Source organism: Sporosarcina thermotolerans (assembly GCF_030067815.1).
Lineage (GTDB): Bacteria > Bacillota > Bacilli > Bacillales_A > Planococcaceae > Sporosarcina > Sporosarcina thermotolerans.
The window spans coordinates 861846-876982 of sequence record NZ_CP125968.1 but is presented as its reverse complement, the minus strand read 5'-3'; the positions used below and the strand labels follow the sequence as shown (position 1 = coordinate 876982).

The following is a 15137-nucleotide window of genomic DNA, read 5'->3' as shown; positions in this document are numbered from 1 at the left end:
AAAAAGCTGCCGGACAATGAATTTTTCATTTTCCGAGGCAGCTTTTAATTTTAATCAATAATCTCCACTTTGTGATCTTCCTGCTGATCCTTATCAAACTGCGCTGTCATTGCAAAGTAGATGACAGCGACAATGATTAAAACGAACATGACAAGCCCGATGACGAGCGTCCTCCCATTCACTTTGAGTCACCCCCACCGCGCTTGAAACTCTCCTCTTTTAGATAATCAACCGCTTCCTTGTAATCGCCGAAACCATCCTCCAAATTAGAACCGTGGTAAACATTGAAAAATCCGTCCTCCTCAAGCAACTTCAGCTTCTGACCCTCATTGTTCACCCACACTTCTTCGATTGGCTCTTCTTTCTCTTCCTTTTCGTTCTCTTCTGTCGATAACGCACGGATTGCATCACGAATCGTTGTGATCAACTCATCTTCTGTCGCTTCACGAATGTTGACGAGTCCACGGTCATCCGGTTCATAATTGGAAAGCCCTTCAACATATACGAACCCATTGCCGTTCGGGTGAAGATGCTGCACAACAACCGTCTTTTCATACAAACTGTCCTCATAATGATAATTAAGCCGCTTCATCGACACTTCTTTTCGTATCAATTCAGGGAATTTTGTCTCAATAATTTGTTGTTTTTCTTCAAATGTAAGCATGATTTTGCCACTCTTTCTATTTCAAATGTCTTTTCAGTATAACATTATTACTCTTTCACCGTTAAACCAAGTACATGTGCAAAGCCAATCGCCTGTTCCTTCGACACGATGCAACCCGCAATCTTCGGTAATGTTACTTCAATTCGATCATATGTATTGTTGGATAAATCGACACCATCCAAATCGGTTTCTGAAAAATTCATATTATCCATCTTACATTTTTCAAAGCGAACTTGCTTGAAGTCACATTCATAAAAATCACTATCTACCAAATTGCAGTCTGCAAACTCAACTTCCTTCATTTCTGCGAAATTAAAGTTTGCATAGCGGGCATCACTTTCCTTTATAAGCATATGCCCCAACTTGGCATTTGCCATATCAGTCCCTGTAAGCTTTGAATTAATGATCTCACATCGATGCATCATGACATTTTCCAGTTGAGCATTCGAAAAATCACATGCTACGAAGACAGCATCAACAAATTCCGCGCCTTTCCAATCACTGTTCGCAAATGACATATCTTTGAATACACAATCGTCGAACACGATGCGTTCCCGTCCGCCCAGACAACGAACCCCCTTCAAATTTCGCTTTTGCAATGAACCCATCGTTGCTCCAAATATCAGTAGGCCGCATTAATTCGTGCTCTACCGACAATTTCGGCTTCACACGCTTATCCTTTTTCTTTACCAACGAACTCCCTCCTACCTTGTCTTCCACTCAATGACAATGACGAGCAACAAAACAACTACTATCGCTAAAATATAGAACCAACTTGGAATCACGCTAATTCCGCCAAACATACACTGTCCCCACCTTTCTTTATCAACATTTTATCCATAAGTTATCAACAAACAGAGGTTGTTTGTCAACAATATCTAAATAGTTGTTAACATTAATAACAAGTTTATCAACATACTTTATGCCCTTATCAACAATTGCACGCTCATATCTCTCCAAAAGTGGATAATCAGAACCACTAATTTATCTTTACCTGCGCTTACCAACAATCACACGCAAATCAATCGTAATCTCCTTCATTCCCTCCGAAAGCACATCACTAATCCGTTCATCCCCCGCATTCCAGGTCAATGGCGTCATACGGATCAATGGTGAAAGCAATCCTTCTGGCAACGCAAATGTATAAGTTATCCGTTCTGTCTCAACATCATCAAAATGTTCACGGAAACGCTCCACTGGATCGGTTTCCTCTTTTGCGTCTTACCGCCGTAGAAAGCCTCTCGCAATTCCTGAAGGTATCCACTTTCCGGTACTACTTTCACGACAATCCCACCTCGCTTCAGTATCCGGTTGAATTCCGCATAGTTTGCTGGAGATAAAACATTCAAAATCACGTCAATTTGAAAATCTTGAAAAGGCATTGCAGCCAAATCCGCTACACTCCAAATGATTCCCGGATAGGCCTTCGATGCAGCGGAAATCCCTTCCTTCGCTAGATCAATACCAATCCCAACACTTTCAATTTGCAACTGTGAATGAATAGCACATAGATGTGATCCTTCCCCACACCCTGCATCCAACAGCACCGGGCGATCGATTTCTAAGACATGGTCCTTCAAAATGGAAAAAGCTTGTCCAGCACAGGTCCGAAAAACCCGCTGCTCATCACTTCCGCCCGCGCTTCAAAAAGCGACTTATCATACTTTGTCGTATGCGATTGAGGCGCCAAATTCACATAGCCTGTTTTGGCTAAGTCAAAGGAGTGCATATTCTCACAGACAAGTCGTGAGTACTCTACCATTTCCATATCGGCAGAACATATCGGACATTTGAAAAGTCCTTCATTCATCCCAATTAGCTGCGCACTTTGCATTTTCTTCGATAATTTCATATCATCTGCCCCGTTCCATTGTTGTTCTATCAGTATACCGTCTTTCTATGTTGACTCAAACTATGAATGGCTCCCGCTGTATCTATCTCCCCTTCCGCGGGTACAATAGATAGAAAGGAGGCGATTTCCGTGAGGAGGATTTTATTATTCATTATTTTCATAGTTGCATTCTATCTGGCAAAACCTTTATGGGAAGAGCCTGTTTCAAAATATATAGACCTTTCCTTTCTCAGTCCGGTAGATGAAAAGATTGAAACTGTTATGGAGAACGAATCAATCACGTCAGCCATGAGCTCCATCCTCGACACTGCGAATAAATTCTTTTTTTTTATCTCGTCAAAATCATCCGAAATGGAAAGGTTAATTCCGGATAAGGTCGCGAAGCCGAAACTTGCAACACCTGACCATTCGGCAATGTCCATTCACAATATAGAACTTGGATTTACAGAAGAACAGGTGAAGGCTGAACTTGGCGAACCGCAAAACCATTCGCTGAATGAATATGGCACTGAATGGTTCACATATCATGAGGATTACCAAAACTTCGTTATGATTTCATTTGATGAAAAATGGAAAGTGAATGCAATCTATACAAATGATGATCTCATTTCTTCGAAAGCCGGTATCCAGTACGGTACCGGGAAAGCAGAAGTCCGAAATGCCTATGGCGAACCATTGAAGGAGATTCGAAAAGGCTTGAATATTTACGTCCTCCAGGATAATGAGGGGATGGATCTATTTAAAGTCGGAGATGTATATATGTATGTGTTTTACGATATTCATCAAAATACAACAGTGACTGCAGTGCAGCTTATAACAACATCACTCGAACATCGTAAGTCTGGCATGTATGCGGGAGGAGATGTGTCCTTGCGTAATGGGTTTGAACAGCAACTTTTCGACTTAACGAATGCCGCACGTGTACGTCACGGCCGCTCCATTCTGCGATGGGATAATGCAATTTCAGATACAGCCCGCAAGCATAGCCTGGATATGGCGATCAATGATTATTTTAGTCACGATAATTTAAAAGGGCAATCGCCTTTCGACCGGATGAAAGAGGATCAAATCAAATTCCGCAGAGCCGGTGAAAATTTGGCGTACGGCCAATCAAGCAGCATTTTTGCACATGAAGGGTTGATGAATTCGAAAGGGCACAGAGAGAATATTTTGATAGATGATTACAGTCACCTTGGCATAGGTGTTGCATTTAATGAAAAATCACAGCCGTATTATACGGAGAATTTCTTTTTGAAATAAAAACCGGCCCGCATCGGCCGGTTTCCTTTATTTCTTCGATGTAATTGCTGCACAAGCGACGCGATCTCCGGAATTTCCAGATGGGTCAGTCTTATAATCATCCGCATCCGCATGAATGACAATAGCACTTCCGTCCTCATCTAAGATGGAATTTTCCAGTCCCGGCTTCAAGGTAATGTCCCCAGTCGTTAGTTCCATTGACACTTTCCCATCCTCCGGAACTTCGATATTCGGCAAGTCACCTAAATGGTACCCTTTCGGATTATTAAAGCCGTGTTCTTTTCCAGTTGGATTGAAGTGAGCCCCTGCAGATTTAAAATCAGGAGCCTTGCATACTCCGGTTTCATGGATATGAATGCCATGCAATCCCGGTTTCAAACCTTCCGCTTCAACCTTGATCATTACACCTTCCGTCTCCTGAACCAATGTCACTTCACCAATTTTATTTCCTTGCGTATTCAACAGAGGAGCTACGATTGCCTCCATCTTATCCCCGCTAACTGGCAGTGCTTTCTTTGTCTTCGCACATCCCCCTACTACAAGGATGGCACACATAAGTAGTAAGATTACCGCTTTTTGCTTCACATAAATTCCTCCTTCACATTTACTCCTGCCAAGGATGCCCAACTGAAAGGATATTATGTATGGAAACTTTTCCCGTAGCAGTACGTCGATTATGCAGGGAGGTGAAAAGTTGGAAATTCATAGGATGTTTATTACCATTGCTGCATTAATTGTTACTGGCCAACTAGTAACGCTTCTGTTTATCCTGAAGAATCAGTTTGTTTTTGCAAACCGATTTTTAGTTTATATTTCTTCTGTCATTCCGATCTTTGTCGCATTCCAGCTCGGCCTGCTGAATGGTACGATTATTGATGAGCTTGGGATGGGCGGAAGCCTTTAATGTTTTACTTATTGGTTGCGATGATCATACTTGGACTTGCCACGCTTTGGATTTCATTTACAATTGCAACTAAGATTGATAAAACCGCCATTCACTCCAATAAGTTGGAATGAACGGCGGTTTCTTTTAATTAAGCCAACATTAATTTCTCAAGATCAAGAGGTGCAACGTAAACTCCATCTTTGTATACACGCATATTACCACCAGAAATTTCGTCAATCAGCATGATATTCCCTTCAGGATCACGACCGAATTCAAGCTTGATATCGTAAAGCTCGAGTCCCTTCTTTGCAAGTTCCTCTTTCACGACGATTGAAATTTCCTTCGTCAACTTCTCTAAAACGACATACTCATCCTCAGTCAATATACCAAGTTGCGCCAATGCATCTTTCGTAATTGGCGGGTCATTACGGTCGTCATCTTTAATCGTCACTTCGACAAACGCATCCAAAGGTTGTCCTTCTTCGCAATATGCCCCGTAACGACGCAAGAAACTTCCAACTGCGCGGAAACGACAAATGACTTCGAGCCCTTTCCCGAATATCATCGCTGGCTTCACTGTCATCGTTGCGTTCTCAATATCCGCGTCAATATAATGAGTCGGAATTTTTTTATCTGCCAATTTTTCAAAAAAGAATTTCGTCATGCGTAAACCTGATTGTCCTGCACCTTCGATCGTTAAACCAACTGTATTTGCCCCTGGATCGAACACGCCGTCTTCCCCAGTTACATCATCTTTGAATGTCAATAATACATTTCCATCTTCCAATTTATAAACGTCTTTTGTCTTTCCTTTATATACAAGTTCCATGCCCACGTTTCCTCTCTATTCGAAAATGTAGTGCCACATTTAGTATAAGGTACTTTCCCCCTTATAAAAAGCCAAAACTTGATGGAGGTCAAGGTTTCATATTTGAAAACACCTTATGATGTAGTCAAGAAGAACAAAACAACTACATGGAGGTAGAGGAAAATGAAAAAAATCGTATTGAATTTGGAACCGTCGACTTGCCCATCTTGCATTAAAAAGATTGTCTGCCAATGACACGAAAAGACTTGGCGTCGTATATCGGCACAACTCCCGAAACGATTAGCAGGAAGTTAGGTGAATTTGAAGAAGCTGGATGGATACGACAAGTGAGCCGCGGGAGATAGAAATTGTGGATATGGATGCATTGTTGCTTGTTTAGAGTGAGCGATTGAGAACTTTTTGCGCGGAAACGAGAACTCTTTAGGCCGGAATGAGAACTCTTTGCAGGAGAACGAGAACTCTTTAGGCTGGAATGAGAACTCTTTGCGCACAAACGAGAACTCTTTAGGCTGGAATGAGAACTCTTTGAGGGAGAACGAGAACTTCTTCCGAAGGGATAGAGAAGTTTCCAAGTTCTATCCCTATTCCATTTTTAGGATTTTTACTTGTCAGCATTCATACAATGGGTGTATAATTGCATGATGAAATCAATGCTCAGACTGAAAGCGAGTGAATGAGAATGGGCCGTAAATGGAATAACATTAAAGAAAAAAAGGCTTCGAAGGATGCGAATACGAGTCGTATTTACGCAAAGTTCGGTCGTGAATTATATGTAGCTGCAAAACAGGGTGACCCTGATCCTGAGACAAACCAAACACTAAAAATGGTAGTTGAACGTGCGAAAACATACAACGTTCCGAAAGCGATCATTGACCGTGCAATCGAGAAAGCAAAAGGCGGCGCAGAGGAAAACTATGACGAGCTTCGTTACGAAGGCTTCGGCCCGAATGGATCGATGGTCATTGTCGACGCACTAACAAACAACGTCAACCGAACTGCTTCCGAAGTGCGCGCGGCATTCGGTAAAAACGGCGGAAACATGGGCGTCAGCGGTTCCGTTGCGTATATGTTCGACGCGACTGCTGTATTCGGTTTGGAAGGCAAAACTGCGGATGAAGTGCTGGAACTTCTTATGGAAGCAGACGTTGAAGTCCGTGATATTTTGGAAGAAGAAGACACAGTCATCGTTTATGCAGAACCGGATCAATTCCACGCAGTACAAGAAGCATTGAAAAATGCTGGTATTACTGAATTCTCCGTGGCAGAATTGACAATGCTTGCGCATAATGACGTGACATTGGATGCAGATTCAGAAGCGCAATTCGAGAAAATGATTGATGCATTGGATGACTTGGAAGACGTTCAACAAGTTTATCATAACGTTGATTTAGGTGAATAAATTAGTAAAGGACAAAACATAGGAATTCCATGTTTTGTCCTTTTTTCAACTTGTTTGCTTAATCGAATCATAATAGCCTCTCCTAAATACAATGACAGCCTCTACATGTACATCAGGCTCCTGTTCCTCGTCATAGTTTGGCGCGTATAATCCAATGCCGAATTTATAAGAAGTTGCCCCTAAAAACCTTTCAACTTTCAATTCATCATCAAATTTCTTTAACCAATTTAAAGCTTCAATATAAGGAACACCGTTTATCCGTCTATTTTCAAATATTGCTATCGTAGGTTCAGTAAACTCAACAGCTTCACACACTCCATACTCCCCCGTATAGTATGCGAAAAGTCCAGATGCAATAAAATAGTCTGTGTAAGGACCTCTAAAATCATGTGAGTCCCACGGCTTTTCAGGCATCAAACTCCTAATCTCTTCTTTGGTCATACCCAATTTGATAGGTCCAACACTATCGTATGATTTAATACAAAATTCCATTCGGTTTCCCCTTTCCGATTTTGATCCTACTTAATTTCTCCAATCTTCCTAACCATAATTCCTTCCCTTTCCAAAGCTCCCGGTATCACCCTTGCAAATTCCACAGCGGTCTTCCCATCTCCATGAATACAAATCGTATCGGCCATAATCGAAATATCCGTTCCATCGGTCGCGCGCACTTTCCCTTCCTTCACCATCCGGACGATTTGCCTGATTGCAATGTCCTGATCGGTAATCAGTGCATTCGGCTCCCGACGAGAAGTTAATGTCCCATTCGCCTGATAAGTCCGATCCGCAAACACTTCATGCGCCACCTTCAACCCAATTCGCTTCCCTGCCTTAACGAGCTCACTGCCCGCGAGTCCAAACAGGATCAATTCCGGATCGACTTTGTAAACTGCTTCCGCAATCGCCTTGGAATGTGTCCGGTTTACGGCAGCCATATTATAGAGTGCCCCATGTGGCTTCACATGCTGCAAATGCCCACCTTCCGCCTTTACGATGCCAGACAAAGCCCCTAATTGATAAACGACTAAATCGAACGCTTCATCAGCTGAAATGGCCATTTCCCGCCGTCCGAAACCAACTAAATCCTGCAACCCCGGATGGGCGCCGATTCCGACATTTTTCTCTAACGCCAACCGTACGGTCTTCCGCATCGTCGTGGGATCCCCTGCATGGAAACCGCATGCAATGTTAGCGGACGTAATCGTCTCCAAAATCGCTTCATCATTACCCATGACGTAGTCTCCAAGACTTTCCCCATATCACAATTCAAATCGACAACAAATCCCATTCCACCCACTCCTATTTAAATCTATTCCGAATCGCTGCACGTAGCATCTTTAAATCCATTTCCCGCTTCGCTAAATACTGCTGTGATTCCTCGATTGTCACTTCCTTGAATAAAAGCCTGTCCCCGCCTTCGCCTGTGCAAGCTTTGAAAAATCAATCGAAGACAGCTGTCCGATTTTCGGATAACCGCCAGTCGTCTGCCGGTCCGCCGCCAAAATGATTGGACTCCCATCCGGCGGAACTTGGATGGAGCCATATGTAACTGCTTCTGAAACCATCTCTTTGGGCTCTTTTAATCGTAATGTCGGTCCAGTAGTCCGATAGCCCATCCGATCTGATTGAGAACTGACAGTGAATGTTTCATTCCAGAAACGGTATTGACTCTCTTCATCGAACAACTCATATTGCCTTCCGCGCATGACTTGAATTTCATAAGTTCCAGAAAGATCGGGCAGAAGTTTCGGCGTGACCCTCCAATCTGCCGCGTGGATTGGCGTACCGGACTCAAGCTTTCCTTTTATCAGTTCTGCCAACTTAGATACTGCTCCAAAGCAAAGGACATCGCCTTTCCGCAACGCCCTTCCATCCATCCCGCCGAGCCCAGCTTTCACATATGTCGACCGGCTACCAAGTACAACCGGTGCATCAAACCCACCTGAAACAGCTAAATACGCACGGCTTCCCGTCTTCGCCGCTCCGAACTGCAGTTCACTACCATTTCGAATGAACACCGGTTTCCACTTCGGCACAGGATCGTCCGCAATCATGGGTATTAAATCTCCGCCACATATGGCAATCACCGTATCTTCCTCAAATAAAAGAACTGGTCCGACAAGAGTCATTTCTAAAGTAGCTGCATCCTCTTCATTTCCAACAAGCAAATTCGCAACCCGATGGGAGAACGGATCCATGACACCGCCCGCCACAACTCCAAACCTTTGATAGCCGTATCTTCCCAAATCTTGAACTGTGTCAAAAAGACCTGATTTGATGACCGAAATCACTCTGAACCACCTCGCAAGTCCTCGTACTCCTTACTCGTAATCTTATAAAATCTTATTTTATCTCCAGGTCCAAGTAAGGTTGGCGGATGTTCATTCGGAAGAAACAACTCGAGTGGCGTTCGGCCGATCAATTGCCAGCCCCCCGGCGTTTCAATTGGATAAACTCCAGTCTGCATACCCGCTATACCAACCGTTCTTGCAGGAATCTTTAATCGCGGAGTCGACCTTCTTGGTGCACTAATCTTCTCCGACATCCGCCAATGAATGGAAAACCTGGCGCGAAGCCTATCATATGTACTGTATAATCACCCGTTGTATGAATCGCAATCACTTCATCAGGCGTCAAACAGTTATACTCCGCGACGAAATGCAAGTCCGGGCCATAGGAACCTCCATATAAGACCGGAATCCTAACAATCCGTTGTTCAGAATCGCCCATTTCTCGCACGTCTTGGAGTAACTCCTGAATCCGCTGACAAACCTGTTCAAACGGGGAACCCTTACCATTGAATTCTTGTAAGTCATAAATAATCGTTACCGTTGTATAAGCGGTAATCGCTTCGACCATCCAAGAAGGCGATGCCTCATTCAGTCGAGCAACAATCGACTTCACATTTCGCTGTGACGAAGGACTAATTACTGCGTCGACTTCAATCATCACCGCTTGATCACCCATTGGAGATAATGTGTACTTCAACATTCCTACACATCCTTGCCGATTCTTTTGAATATACATTATTTTACCGCAAATTAACTGATTAGTAACCTACCGGCTTCTGCTTGTTTTATATATTGTTTAACAATTGAATGAAGCGCATAGGTTATTATGTAGCACTTCCATGTTGGGTTACCTAATACATTCAAAATTGCCTGTATTCAACTATGTCCATTCTCAAAAATATGAAGTACAATCAAGCAAATGGGTGAAAGGATGTTAGCTAAATGATAAAGAACTCTGTACTTAAAAAATCATTTCTTGCACTATCAATTATGTTAATTGCAATATTCCCAGTCACACATAGGACACCGATTCAACCTATCGCTGCATCCAAGGAAATTATTTACGTTGCATCCATTGAAAAGTCCGCATTAAACAAAGATAAGTCAACATTAAACGAAGATCTTGGTCAGAAGATAAATACCATCTTAGAGAATCCGAAGCTCCAGGGGGCGATTGCTGGGGTAAGTATCCGTAAAGCGGACGGGGAAGTTCTATATTCACATTTCGGAGACATCCGCCTGCGTCCGGCGTCTAACATGAAATTACTGACAGGCGCGACAGCTATGGATATTTTGGGGCCGGGCTATCAATTCATGACAGATGTGCTAACTGATGGACAAGTAAAAGGGGCAGTTCTGCACGGCAATCTTTACTTAAGAGGAAAAGGTGACCCCACTTTACTGAAAAGGGATTTGGATCAGTTTGCGAGAGAATTGAAGGCAAAAGGTATAAACAATATCAATGGCAGCCTAATTGCCGATGATAGCTGGTATGATGATGTCCGCTATTCTCAGGACTTGAACTGGTCGGATGAACATAGCTATGTTGGTGCACAAGTTTCTGCTTTGACACTTTCACCTAACGAAGACTATGATGCGGGGACAGTGATCGTCGATGCCCACCCAAACAATAAAGTCGGCAGTCCCCCAAAGTGACACTAAACCCAAATAATAGCTACCTTGAAATCGTCAATAAAGCCAACACTGTTGCAAGAGGCCAATCGAAAAGCATTACAATCGAACGTGAGCATGGAACAAATCGGATTTTCATTGAAGGGAACATGCCGCTTGGTGGCACAGTGTCCCGATCTTGGGTAGCTGTTTGGGAACCTACAATGTACGTATTGAATGTATTTCAACAATCGCTTGAAGCGGAAGGCATCCGGTTTGTAGGTGGTATGAAATCCGGGTTCACACCTGAAAATGCAACCATTCTTACATCTAAAAAATCAATGCCGCTTAAAGACCTTTTCATTCCATTCATGAAGCTAAGCAACAACGGACATGGAGAATTATTGGTGAAGGAGATGGGGAAAGTTCAGCGCGGCGAAGGCAGCTGGGACGCAGGTCTTTCAGTAATGAAGGAGAAACTGAAGGATTTCGGTGTCAATACCGACACTGTCGTGCTACGCGATGGTTCGGGCATGTCGCATAAGAACCTTATTTCGGCTGATGAACTCACAACATTGTTAGGGAACATACAAACGAAAAGCTGGTTCCCGGCATTTGAGGCTTCACTTCCAATCGCAGGCATCCCTGAACGGATGATCGGTGGCACGCTACGCAATCGGATGGGAGATGGATTAACTGCTGGAAACGTCAAAGCGAAAACCGGCACCATCACTGGCGTATCCACCCTTTCGGGATACGTCACAGCAAAAGACGGCACTGTATTAATTTTTTCAATATTAATCAATAATTACATCACCGGCCCAGTTTCTCCGATTGAAGATGCGATCATAACAGTGCTTGCGGAATATGAGTTTTGAATAAAAAAAGGGACTACATGAGCCACTCCATGCAGTCCCTTCTATTTGGCCTTTCAAAATCACAAACACGCATAAAAGCCTCGAAATACGCATAAACGCTGCGATTCACTCATAAATCCGTCCGAAAACGCATATAGCATAATTTATGCGTTTTTGGACGGGTTTATGCTTCTTTCAACAAATTTATGCGTGAATATTCATTCGCACCTCACAATATTGAACAAGTAATCGGTTTCCTTATACTTTTTATTTTCATAGTCCACTGAAAAATGATACAAAATGCTCTCATTCTCCTTAAATATATGGTTAACTGTGAAAATTCCTTTCCTTCCTTCACTCTCCCCAATTAAAACCTTCTGTGAGGCAGTATTTGTCCCCGTTGGTGTCAGATAGAAATACATTTTCTTCGTGTTTTTTGCCTGTACTCCAACAGTAAGTTCGTGTTCGCCTTCCGGAATACATACCCATCCGTCTTTAATCTCAAAAGGAATGGTTCTATAATCTATGATCTCAGGTTCCAACGAATTTGAATTAACGATTTGTTGTATGCCTATTAAAGCTCCAAAAATGAAAAAGATAAGGATATCCCTAAGCAGCTTCAATTATAATACCTCCAAAGTTTTATTTTTCTTTGAAGGATTCCCTATTTCCGATAGCGAATACGTTTAATAACATACTTTCGAAAGTAGGGATTCAATTGGAACAATTATTAGACCACTATCAACACGCCTTAACATTTCTTAAAACAAAGCACGTCCACTGGAAAAAGCCCTTTACGAATTTGAATTTGAAAATGGCAGCCGCGAGAGGGTATTAGAAGAGCTTAAGGTTTATCAAAATGAAGATGGCGGATTCGGTAATGGATTGGAGCCTGATTTTAGGTGCGAGGCATCATCGGCGTTAGCAACAACAATTGGGTTGCAGCTTTTGTCTCGTATCGGGGCCGATGAATCGGAGCCAATGGTGCAAAAAGCTATTCAATATGTGTTGAATACGTTTGACGAAGAAAAGATGGATGGGAAATTGTCCCGGAGGAAGTGGAGAACGCACCACGAGCCATCTGGTGGAATTATGGCGGTGATTGGCCTTGGGGAAATCCAAGTGCTGAAATGACTGGTTTACTGCACCGTTATAACGGGCTCGTTCCTGCTGATTTATTGGAAAAACTAACTGCCTATGCGGTTTCCTACATCGACCAATTGGAGACTGGCGATTTCCACGAGTTGCAATGCTTGGTGAAATTGGTGAGAGAATTGCCAGTTGAAGAAGCAGAGAAGATTTCTTCTAAAGTATACGAGATTGCACAAGAAAGCGTAACGATCGACCCGGAAAAATGGCATGGCTACTGCCTGCTCCCTCTTCAAGTTATACCTTCTCCTGAGTCGTTCTTGTATGATGAGTTCAAAGAAATTATCCCAGCAAACATCCAACATCTTCTTAATACACAAACAGAAGATGGCAGCTGGAAACCCGCTTGGGAATGGGGCCGTTTTGAAGATATTTGGGAAATTGCAAAGATGGAATGGAGCGGCGTACTGACACTTGATAATTTGAGGGTGTTGAAAGCATTTGAGTGAGGTAGGTAAATGAATAATTATGTAAGAAGTACGTTGAATCAAATCCATATTGCGGTAAAGTCGACAATCGAAATAATGGACAAGTTGGATTCAAATGATTTAGATATGAAGCCTACAGAAAATAAGTTTTCCATCAGACAGCTGTTAGCTCATATTTCATTGATTTGTAAAGCAGACCAACTTATTTCAGATGAAGCAACAGTGGAAGAGATGAGGACCTTTTATTCATCCAATTCCCTTCAATCCATAACTGATATGACAGAGGCTCTGTTGTCAAACTTCGCTTTATTGGAAAACCGTTATCTTGAATACACAGAAGAAGAGCTGATGCAAACGATGACTTCTTACTGGGGCGTTTCCTATACGCGGTTTGAGTGGTTGTTAGAAATCTCTTCCCACATCTATCATCACCGAGGACAACTGCATGCCATGCTTGTGCATTGTCTTGGGAAGGATCCAGGTGTCGCGTTGTTTGAATAATATTGAAAAGGTGATTGCATGATCTATGAAATGACAATACAGGTTCGTCTATCAGATTTTGAAGAAGGTCTACATTGGTACTCGACCTTACTAAAGAGAAAACCTGATTTCAGTCCTCATGAAGGATTTGCAGAGTGGGAGCTTCTTCCGGGTTGTTGGTTGCAAGTTGCTGAAGGCAACCCTTCCCTGAATTCTGGTCCGATTCGCTTAGGTGTAATTGATATTGAAGAGGAACGCAATCGGGTTCAAGAACAGTTAAATGTAGAAAACTTTAACCTTCATTCAAGGGAAGAGGTACCTGTCAAATGGGCAACATTTTCTGACCCTTGGGGGAATCAGATAGGTTTCTTCGAGTATAAAAACGAAGTCGAGAAGACTGAAAAAATCCAAGCCATTTTAGGCAAATCACAGTAAATAAACGCCTCCCATGCTAATTCACTGGGAGGCGTCTTTTCATAACTTCTCAATAGCTAATTTCACTTCAGCATTCGCTTTCAACACACCTCTTACCTGCACTGAAGCCAATGTCTGTTTTACAAGTTCAGCATCAACATCATCCGCAAACAACAACAACCCCGCAACTTTCACATCAATCTTTGTACTTGAGTCACGAAGTTTCTCTAACTCTTTTCTTCCATATCGGATTACCCCTACGACATACGACTTCCTGATCACGATGTCTTTCACTTCATCCGAATGCGTTTCCAACTGACTACGAATTGCAGTTCTGATGAAATCTGTTCTGTTTGAATAAAACCCCTGGTCAACCAACAAATCAACTTTCCCCAAATCAACAACGTTCATATTGATCGTAATTTTTTCCGATTCCGCCACCCTTACCATCCCCTTTCTATTGTGTATATCATAACATATTCACCATCCAAATGGAAGGTGAATGGATGGTAAAAGAAAAAAATAAGGAATGAAGACGCAATTCGTCATCATCCCTGCTTTTTCATCACAACTCCACATCATCACTCATCTCAAACACATCAAACACATTTTTCTGTATGATCAACGACATGATTTTTCCCTTTTTCTCAAAATAATGAACATGGCCAACCCGTTTATCTTCAAGCTCGGTCCAGCCCCAACTTTGAATTTCCTCCAAATAGTCTGAAGGCGGGGTACCCTCTTCGTCCCCAATGCCCTTCAACTTGTACTTCGCCGACTTCGCAATTTCCGTCGTGCAATCCTCCGGCTTCACCTCATAGGCATTTTTCGGAACAGGAAATCCTTCATTGATGACCGCCATCCGATAGCCGTCCTCTTCCGTATATTCATACGCACAACCCGTCATTATCACAGCGGCAACTATCAGTATCGGTATCAATATTTGCCTCACCACGGCAACCTCCTCACGGAAACTTCACATCTATTACCTTTAGGTTAATAGGAAAGTTACTGAAT

At 42.7% G+C, this 15137-nt stretch carries 20 protein-coding genes and 4 pseudogenes; 9 read left to right on the top strand and 15 right to left on the bottom strand.

Going from position 1 to position 15137, the window contains the following annotated elements:
- Positions 1 to 50: 50 nt before the first annotated feature.
- The 6 genes from QNH10_RS05020 to QNH10_RS04995 form a co-directional block, all read right to left on the bottom strand.
- Positions 51 to 182, bottom strand: coding sequence for a hypothetical protein (locus QNH10_RS05020; RefSeq protein WP_283733753.1), 132 nt, complete (start codon positions 180 to 182; stop codon positions 51 to 53).
- Positions 179 to 664: a hypothetical protein gene (locus QNH10_RS05015; RefSeq protein WP_283733752.1), complete on the bottom strand. Its 486-nt coding sequence runs from the start codon at positions 662 to 664 to the stop codon at positions 179 to 181. The genes QNH10_RS05020 and QNH10_RS05015 overlap by 4 nt, the downstream gene beginning before the upstream one ends.
- A gap of 47 nt (positions 665 to 711) precedes the next feature.
- On the bottom strand, positions 712 to 1209 hold the full coding sequence (locus QNH10_RS05010) for a pentapeptide repeat-containing protein (protein WP_283733751.1): 498 nt from the start codon (positions 1207 to 1209) through the stop codon (positions 712 to 714).
- Positions 1210 to 1654: 445 nt separating this feature from the next.
- On the bottom strand, positions 1655 to 1861 hold the full coding sequence (locus tag QNH10_RS05005; protein WP_283733750.1) for a hypothetical protein: 207 nt from the start codon (positions 1859 to 1861) through the stop codon (positions 1655 to 1657).
- Positions 1813 to 2244, bottom strand: coding sequence for a methyltransferase domain-containing protein (locus tag QNH10_RS05000; RefSeq protein WP_283733749.1), 432 nt, complete (start codon positions 2242 to 2244; stop codon positions 1813 to 1815). Before QNH10_RS05000 ends, QNH10_RS05005 begins: the two co-directional genes overlap by 49 nt.
- Positions 2241 to 2516, bottom strand: a complete 276-nt coding sequence (locus QNH10_RS04995; protein ID WP_283733748.1) for a putative RNA methyltransferase — start codon at positions 2514 to 2516, stop codon at positions 2241 to 2243. The genes QNH10_RS05000 and QNH10_RS04995 overlap by 4 nt, the downstream gene beginning before the upstream one ends.
- A gap of 129 nt (positions 2517 to 2645) precedes the next feature.
- On the opposite strand from QNH10_RS04995, the gene QNH10_RS04990 reads away from it, so the two are divergent.
- Complete coding sequence (locus QNH10_RS04990) at positions 2646 to 3776, top strand: CAP domain-containing protein (protein WP_283733747.1); 1131 nt, start codon at positions 2646 to 2648, stop codon at positions 3774 to 3776.
- 27 nt (positions 3777 to 3803) lie between these two features.
- Here QNH10_RS04990 and QNH10_RS04985 read toward each other — a convergent pair whose 3' ends face one another.
- Complete coding sequence (locus tag QNH10_RS04985) at positions 3804 to 4361, bottom strand: superoxide dismutase family protein (RefSeq protein ID WP_283733746.1); 558 nt, start codon at positions 4359 to 4361, stop codon at positions 3804 to 3806.
- A gap of 109 nt (positions 4362 to 4470) precedes the next feature.
- Between QNH10_RS04985 and QNH10_RS04980 the strand changes: the two genes are divergently transcribed.
- Positions 4471 to 4680 carry a hypothetical protein gene (locus tag QNH10_RS04980; protein ID WP_283733745.1) on the top strand — a complete coding sequence of 70 codons (210 nt, stop codon included), beginning with the start codon at positions 4471 to 4473 and terminating at the stop codon, positions 4678 to 4680.
- Between the two features lie 130 nt (positions 4681 to 4810).
- Here QNH10_RS04980 and QNH10_RS04975 read toward each other — a convergent pair whose 3' ends face one another.
- A complete protein-coding gene (locus tag QNH10_RS04975; protein WP_283733744.1) occupies positions 4811 to 5491 on the bottom strand; it encodes a phosphoribosylaminoimidazolesuccinocarboxamide synthase in 681 nt (226 codons plus the stop codon).
- Positions 5492 to 5715: 224 nt separating this feature from the next.
- Here QNH10_RS04975 and QNH10_RS04970 point away from each other — a divergent pair.
- Together QNH10_RS04970 and QNH10_RS04965 are read left to right on the top strand one after the other, a co-directional pair.
- Positions 5716 to 5870 (top strand): annotated as a pseudogene (locus QNH10_RS04970) (helix-turn-helix domain-containing protein); the annotation flags it as partial.
- Between the two features lie 300 nt (positions 5871 to 6170).
- Positions 6171 to 6890: a YebC/PmpR family DNA-binding transcriptional regulator gene (locus tag QNH10_RS04965; protein WP_283733742.1), complete on the top strand. Its 720-nt coding sequence runs from the start codon at positions 6171 to 6173 to the stop codon at positions 6888 to 6890.
- 45 nt (positions 6891 to 6935) lie between these two features.
- Here QNH10_RS04965 and QNH10_RS04960 read toward each other — a convergent pair whose 3' ends face one another.
- The 4 genes and pseudogenes from QNH10_RS04960 to pxpB form a co-directional block, all read right to left on the bottom strand.
- A complete protein-coding gene (locus QNH10_RS04960) occupies positions 6936 to 7382 on the bottom strand; it encodes a hypothetical protein (RefSeq protein WP_283733741.1) in 447 nt (148 codons plus the stop codon).
- A 26-nt stretch (positions 7383 to 7408) separates the two neighbouring features.
- Positions 7409 to 8178: pseudogene (locus tag QNH10_RS04955) on the bottom strand (LamB/YcsF family protein).
- Between the two features lie 97 nt (positions 8179 to 8275).
- Positions 8276 to 9181, bottom strand: coding sequence for a 5-oxoprolinase subunit C family protein (locus tag QNH10_RS04950; RefSeq protein ID WP_347177991.1), 906 nt, complete (start codon positions 9179 to 9181; stop codon positions 8276 to 8278).
- Positions 9178 to 9881 (bottom strand): annotated as a pseudogene (gene pxpB / locus QNH10_RS04945) (5-oxoprolinase subunit PxpB). Before pxpB ends, QNH10_RS04950 begins: the two are co-directional and overlap by 4 nt.
- Before the next feature lie 242 nt (positions 9882 to 10123).
- Between pxpB and dacB the strand changes: the two are divergent.
- A pseudogene (gene dacB, locus QNH10_RS04940) lies at positions 10124 to 11670 on the top strand (D-alanyl-D-alanine carboxypeptidase/D-alanyl-D-alanine endopeptidase).
- Positions 11671 to 11867: 197 nt separating this feature from the next.
- Here dacB and QNH10_RS04935 read toward each other — a convergent pair.
- Positions 11868 to 12272: a hypothetical protein gene (locus QNH10_RS04935; RefSeq protein ID WP_283733740.1), complete on the bottom strand. Its 405-nt coding sequence runs from the start codon at positions 12270 to 12272 to the stop codon at positions 11868 to 11870.
- 262 nt (positions 12273 to 12534) lie between these two features.
- On the opposite strand from QNH10_RS04935, the gene QNH10_RS04930 reads away from it, so the two are divergent.
- The 4 genes from QNH10_RS04930 to QNH10_RS04915 are packed head-to-tail and all read left to right on the top strand — an operon-like array spanning position 12535 to position 14141.
- A complete protein-coding gene (locus QNH10_RS04930) occupies positions 12535 to 12783 on the top strand; it encodes a hypothetical protein (protein WP_283733739.1) in 249 nt (82 codons plus the stop codon).
- Positions 12708 to 13247: a hypothetical protein gene (locus QNH10_RS04925; protein WP_283733738.1), complete on the top strand. Its 540-nt coding sequence runs from the start codon at positions 12708 to 12710 to the stop codon at positions 13245 to 13247. The genes QNH10_RS04930 and QNH10_RS04925 overlap by 76 nt, the downstream gene beginning before the upstream one ends.
- A 9-nt stretch (positions 13248 to 13256) precedes the next feature.
- Complete coding sequence (locus QNH10_RS04920) at positions 13257 to 13727, top strand: DinB family protein (protein ID WP_283733737.1); 471 nt, start codon at positions 13257 to 13259, stop codon at positions 13725 to 13727.
- Between the two features lie 18 nt (positions 13728 to 13745).
- Positions 13746 to 14141 (top strand): VOC family protein, encoded by a 396-nt coding sequence (locus QNH10_RS04915; protein WP_283733736.1) that lies wholly within the window; start codon positions 13746 to 13748, stop codon positions 14139 to 14141.
- 39 nt (positions 14142 to 14180) lie between these two features.
- On the opposite strand, the gene QNH10_RS04910 is transcribed toward QNH10_RS04915, so the two are convergent.
- Together QNH10_RS04910 and QNH10_RS04905 are read right to left on the bottom strand one after the other, a co-directional pair.
- Positions 14181 to 14561, bottom strand: coding sequence for a CopG family transcriptional regulator (locus QNH10_RS04910; RefSeq protein WP_283733735.1), 381 nt, complete (start codon positions 14559 to 14561; stop codon positions 14181 to 14183).
- 124 nt (positions 14562 to 14685) lie between these two features.
- Complete coding sequence (locus tag QNH10_RS04905; RefSeq protein ID WP_283733734.1) at positions 14686 to 15072, bottom strand: hypothetical protein; 387 nt, start codon at positions 15070 to 15072, stop codon at positions 14686 to 14688.
- Between the last annotated feature and the right edge of the window lie 65 nt (positions 15073 to 15137).

Excerpts from the sequence above, each read along its gene's own strand:
- QNH10_RS04965 (WP_283733742.1), top strand. The coding sequence starts at position 6,171 with ATGGGCCGTAAATGGAATAACATTAAAGAAAAAAAGGCTTCGAAGGAT.
- QNH10_RS04975 (WP_283733744.1), bottom strand. The coding sequence starts at position 5,491 with ATGGAACTTGTATATAAAGGAAAGACAAAAGACGTTTATAAATTGGAA.
- QNH10_RS04960 (WP_283733741.1), bottom strand. The coding sequence starts at position 7,382 with ATGGAATTTTGTATTAAATCATACGATAGTGTTGGACCTATCAAATTG.
- QNH10_RS04995 (WP_283733748.1), bottom strand. The coding sequence starts at position 2,516 with ATGAAATTATCGAAGAAAATGCAAAGTGCGCAGCTAATTGGGATGAAT.
- QNH10_RS05015 (WP_283733752.1), bottom strand. The coding sequence starts at position 664 with ATGCTTACATTTGAAGAAAAACAACAAATTATTGAGACAAAATTCCCT.
- QNH10_RS04915 (WP_283733736.1), top strand. The coding sequence starts at position 13,746 with ATGATCTATGAAATGACAATACAGGTTCGTCTATCAGATTTTGAAGAA.
- QNH10_RS04920 (WP_283733737.1), top strand. The coding sequence starts at position 13,257 with ATGAATAATTATGTAAGAAGTACGTTGAATCAAATCCATATTGCGGTA.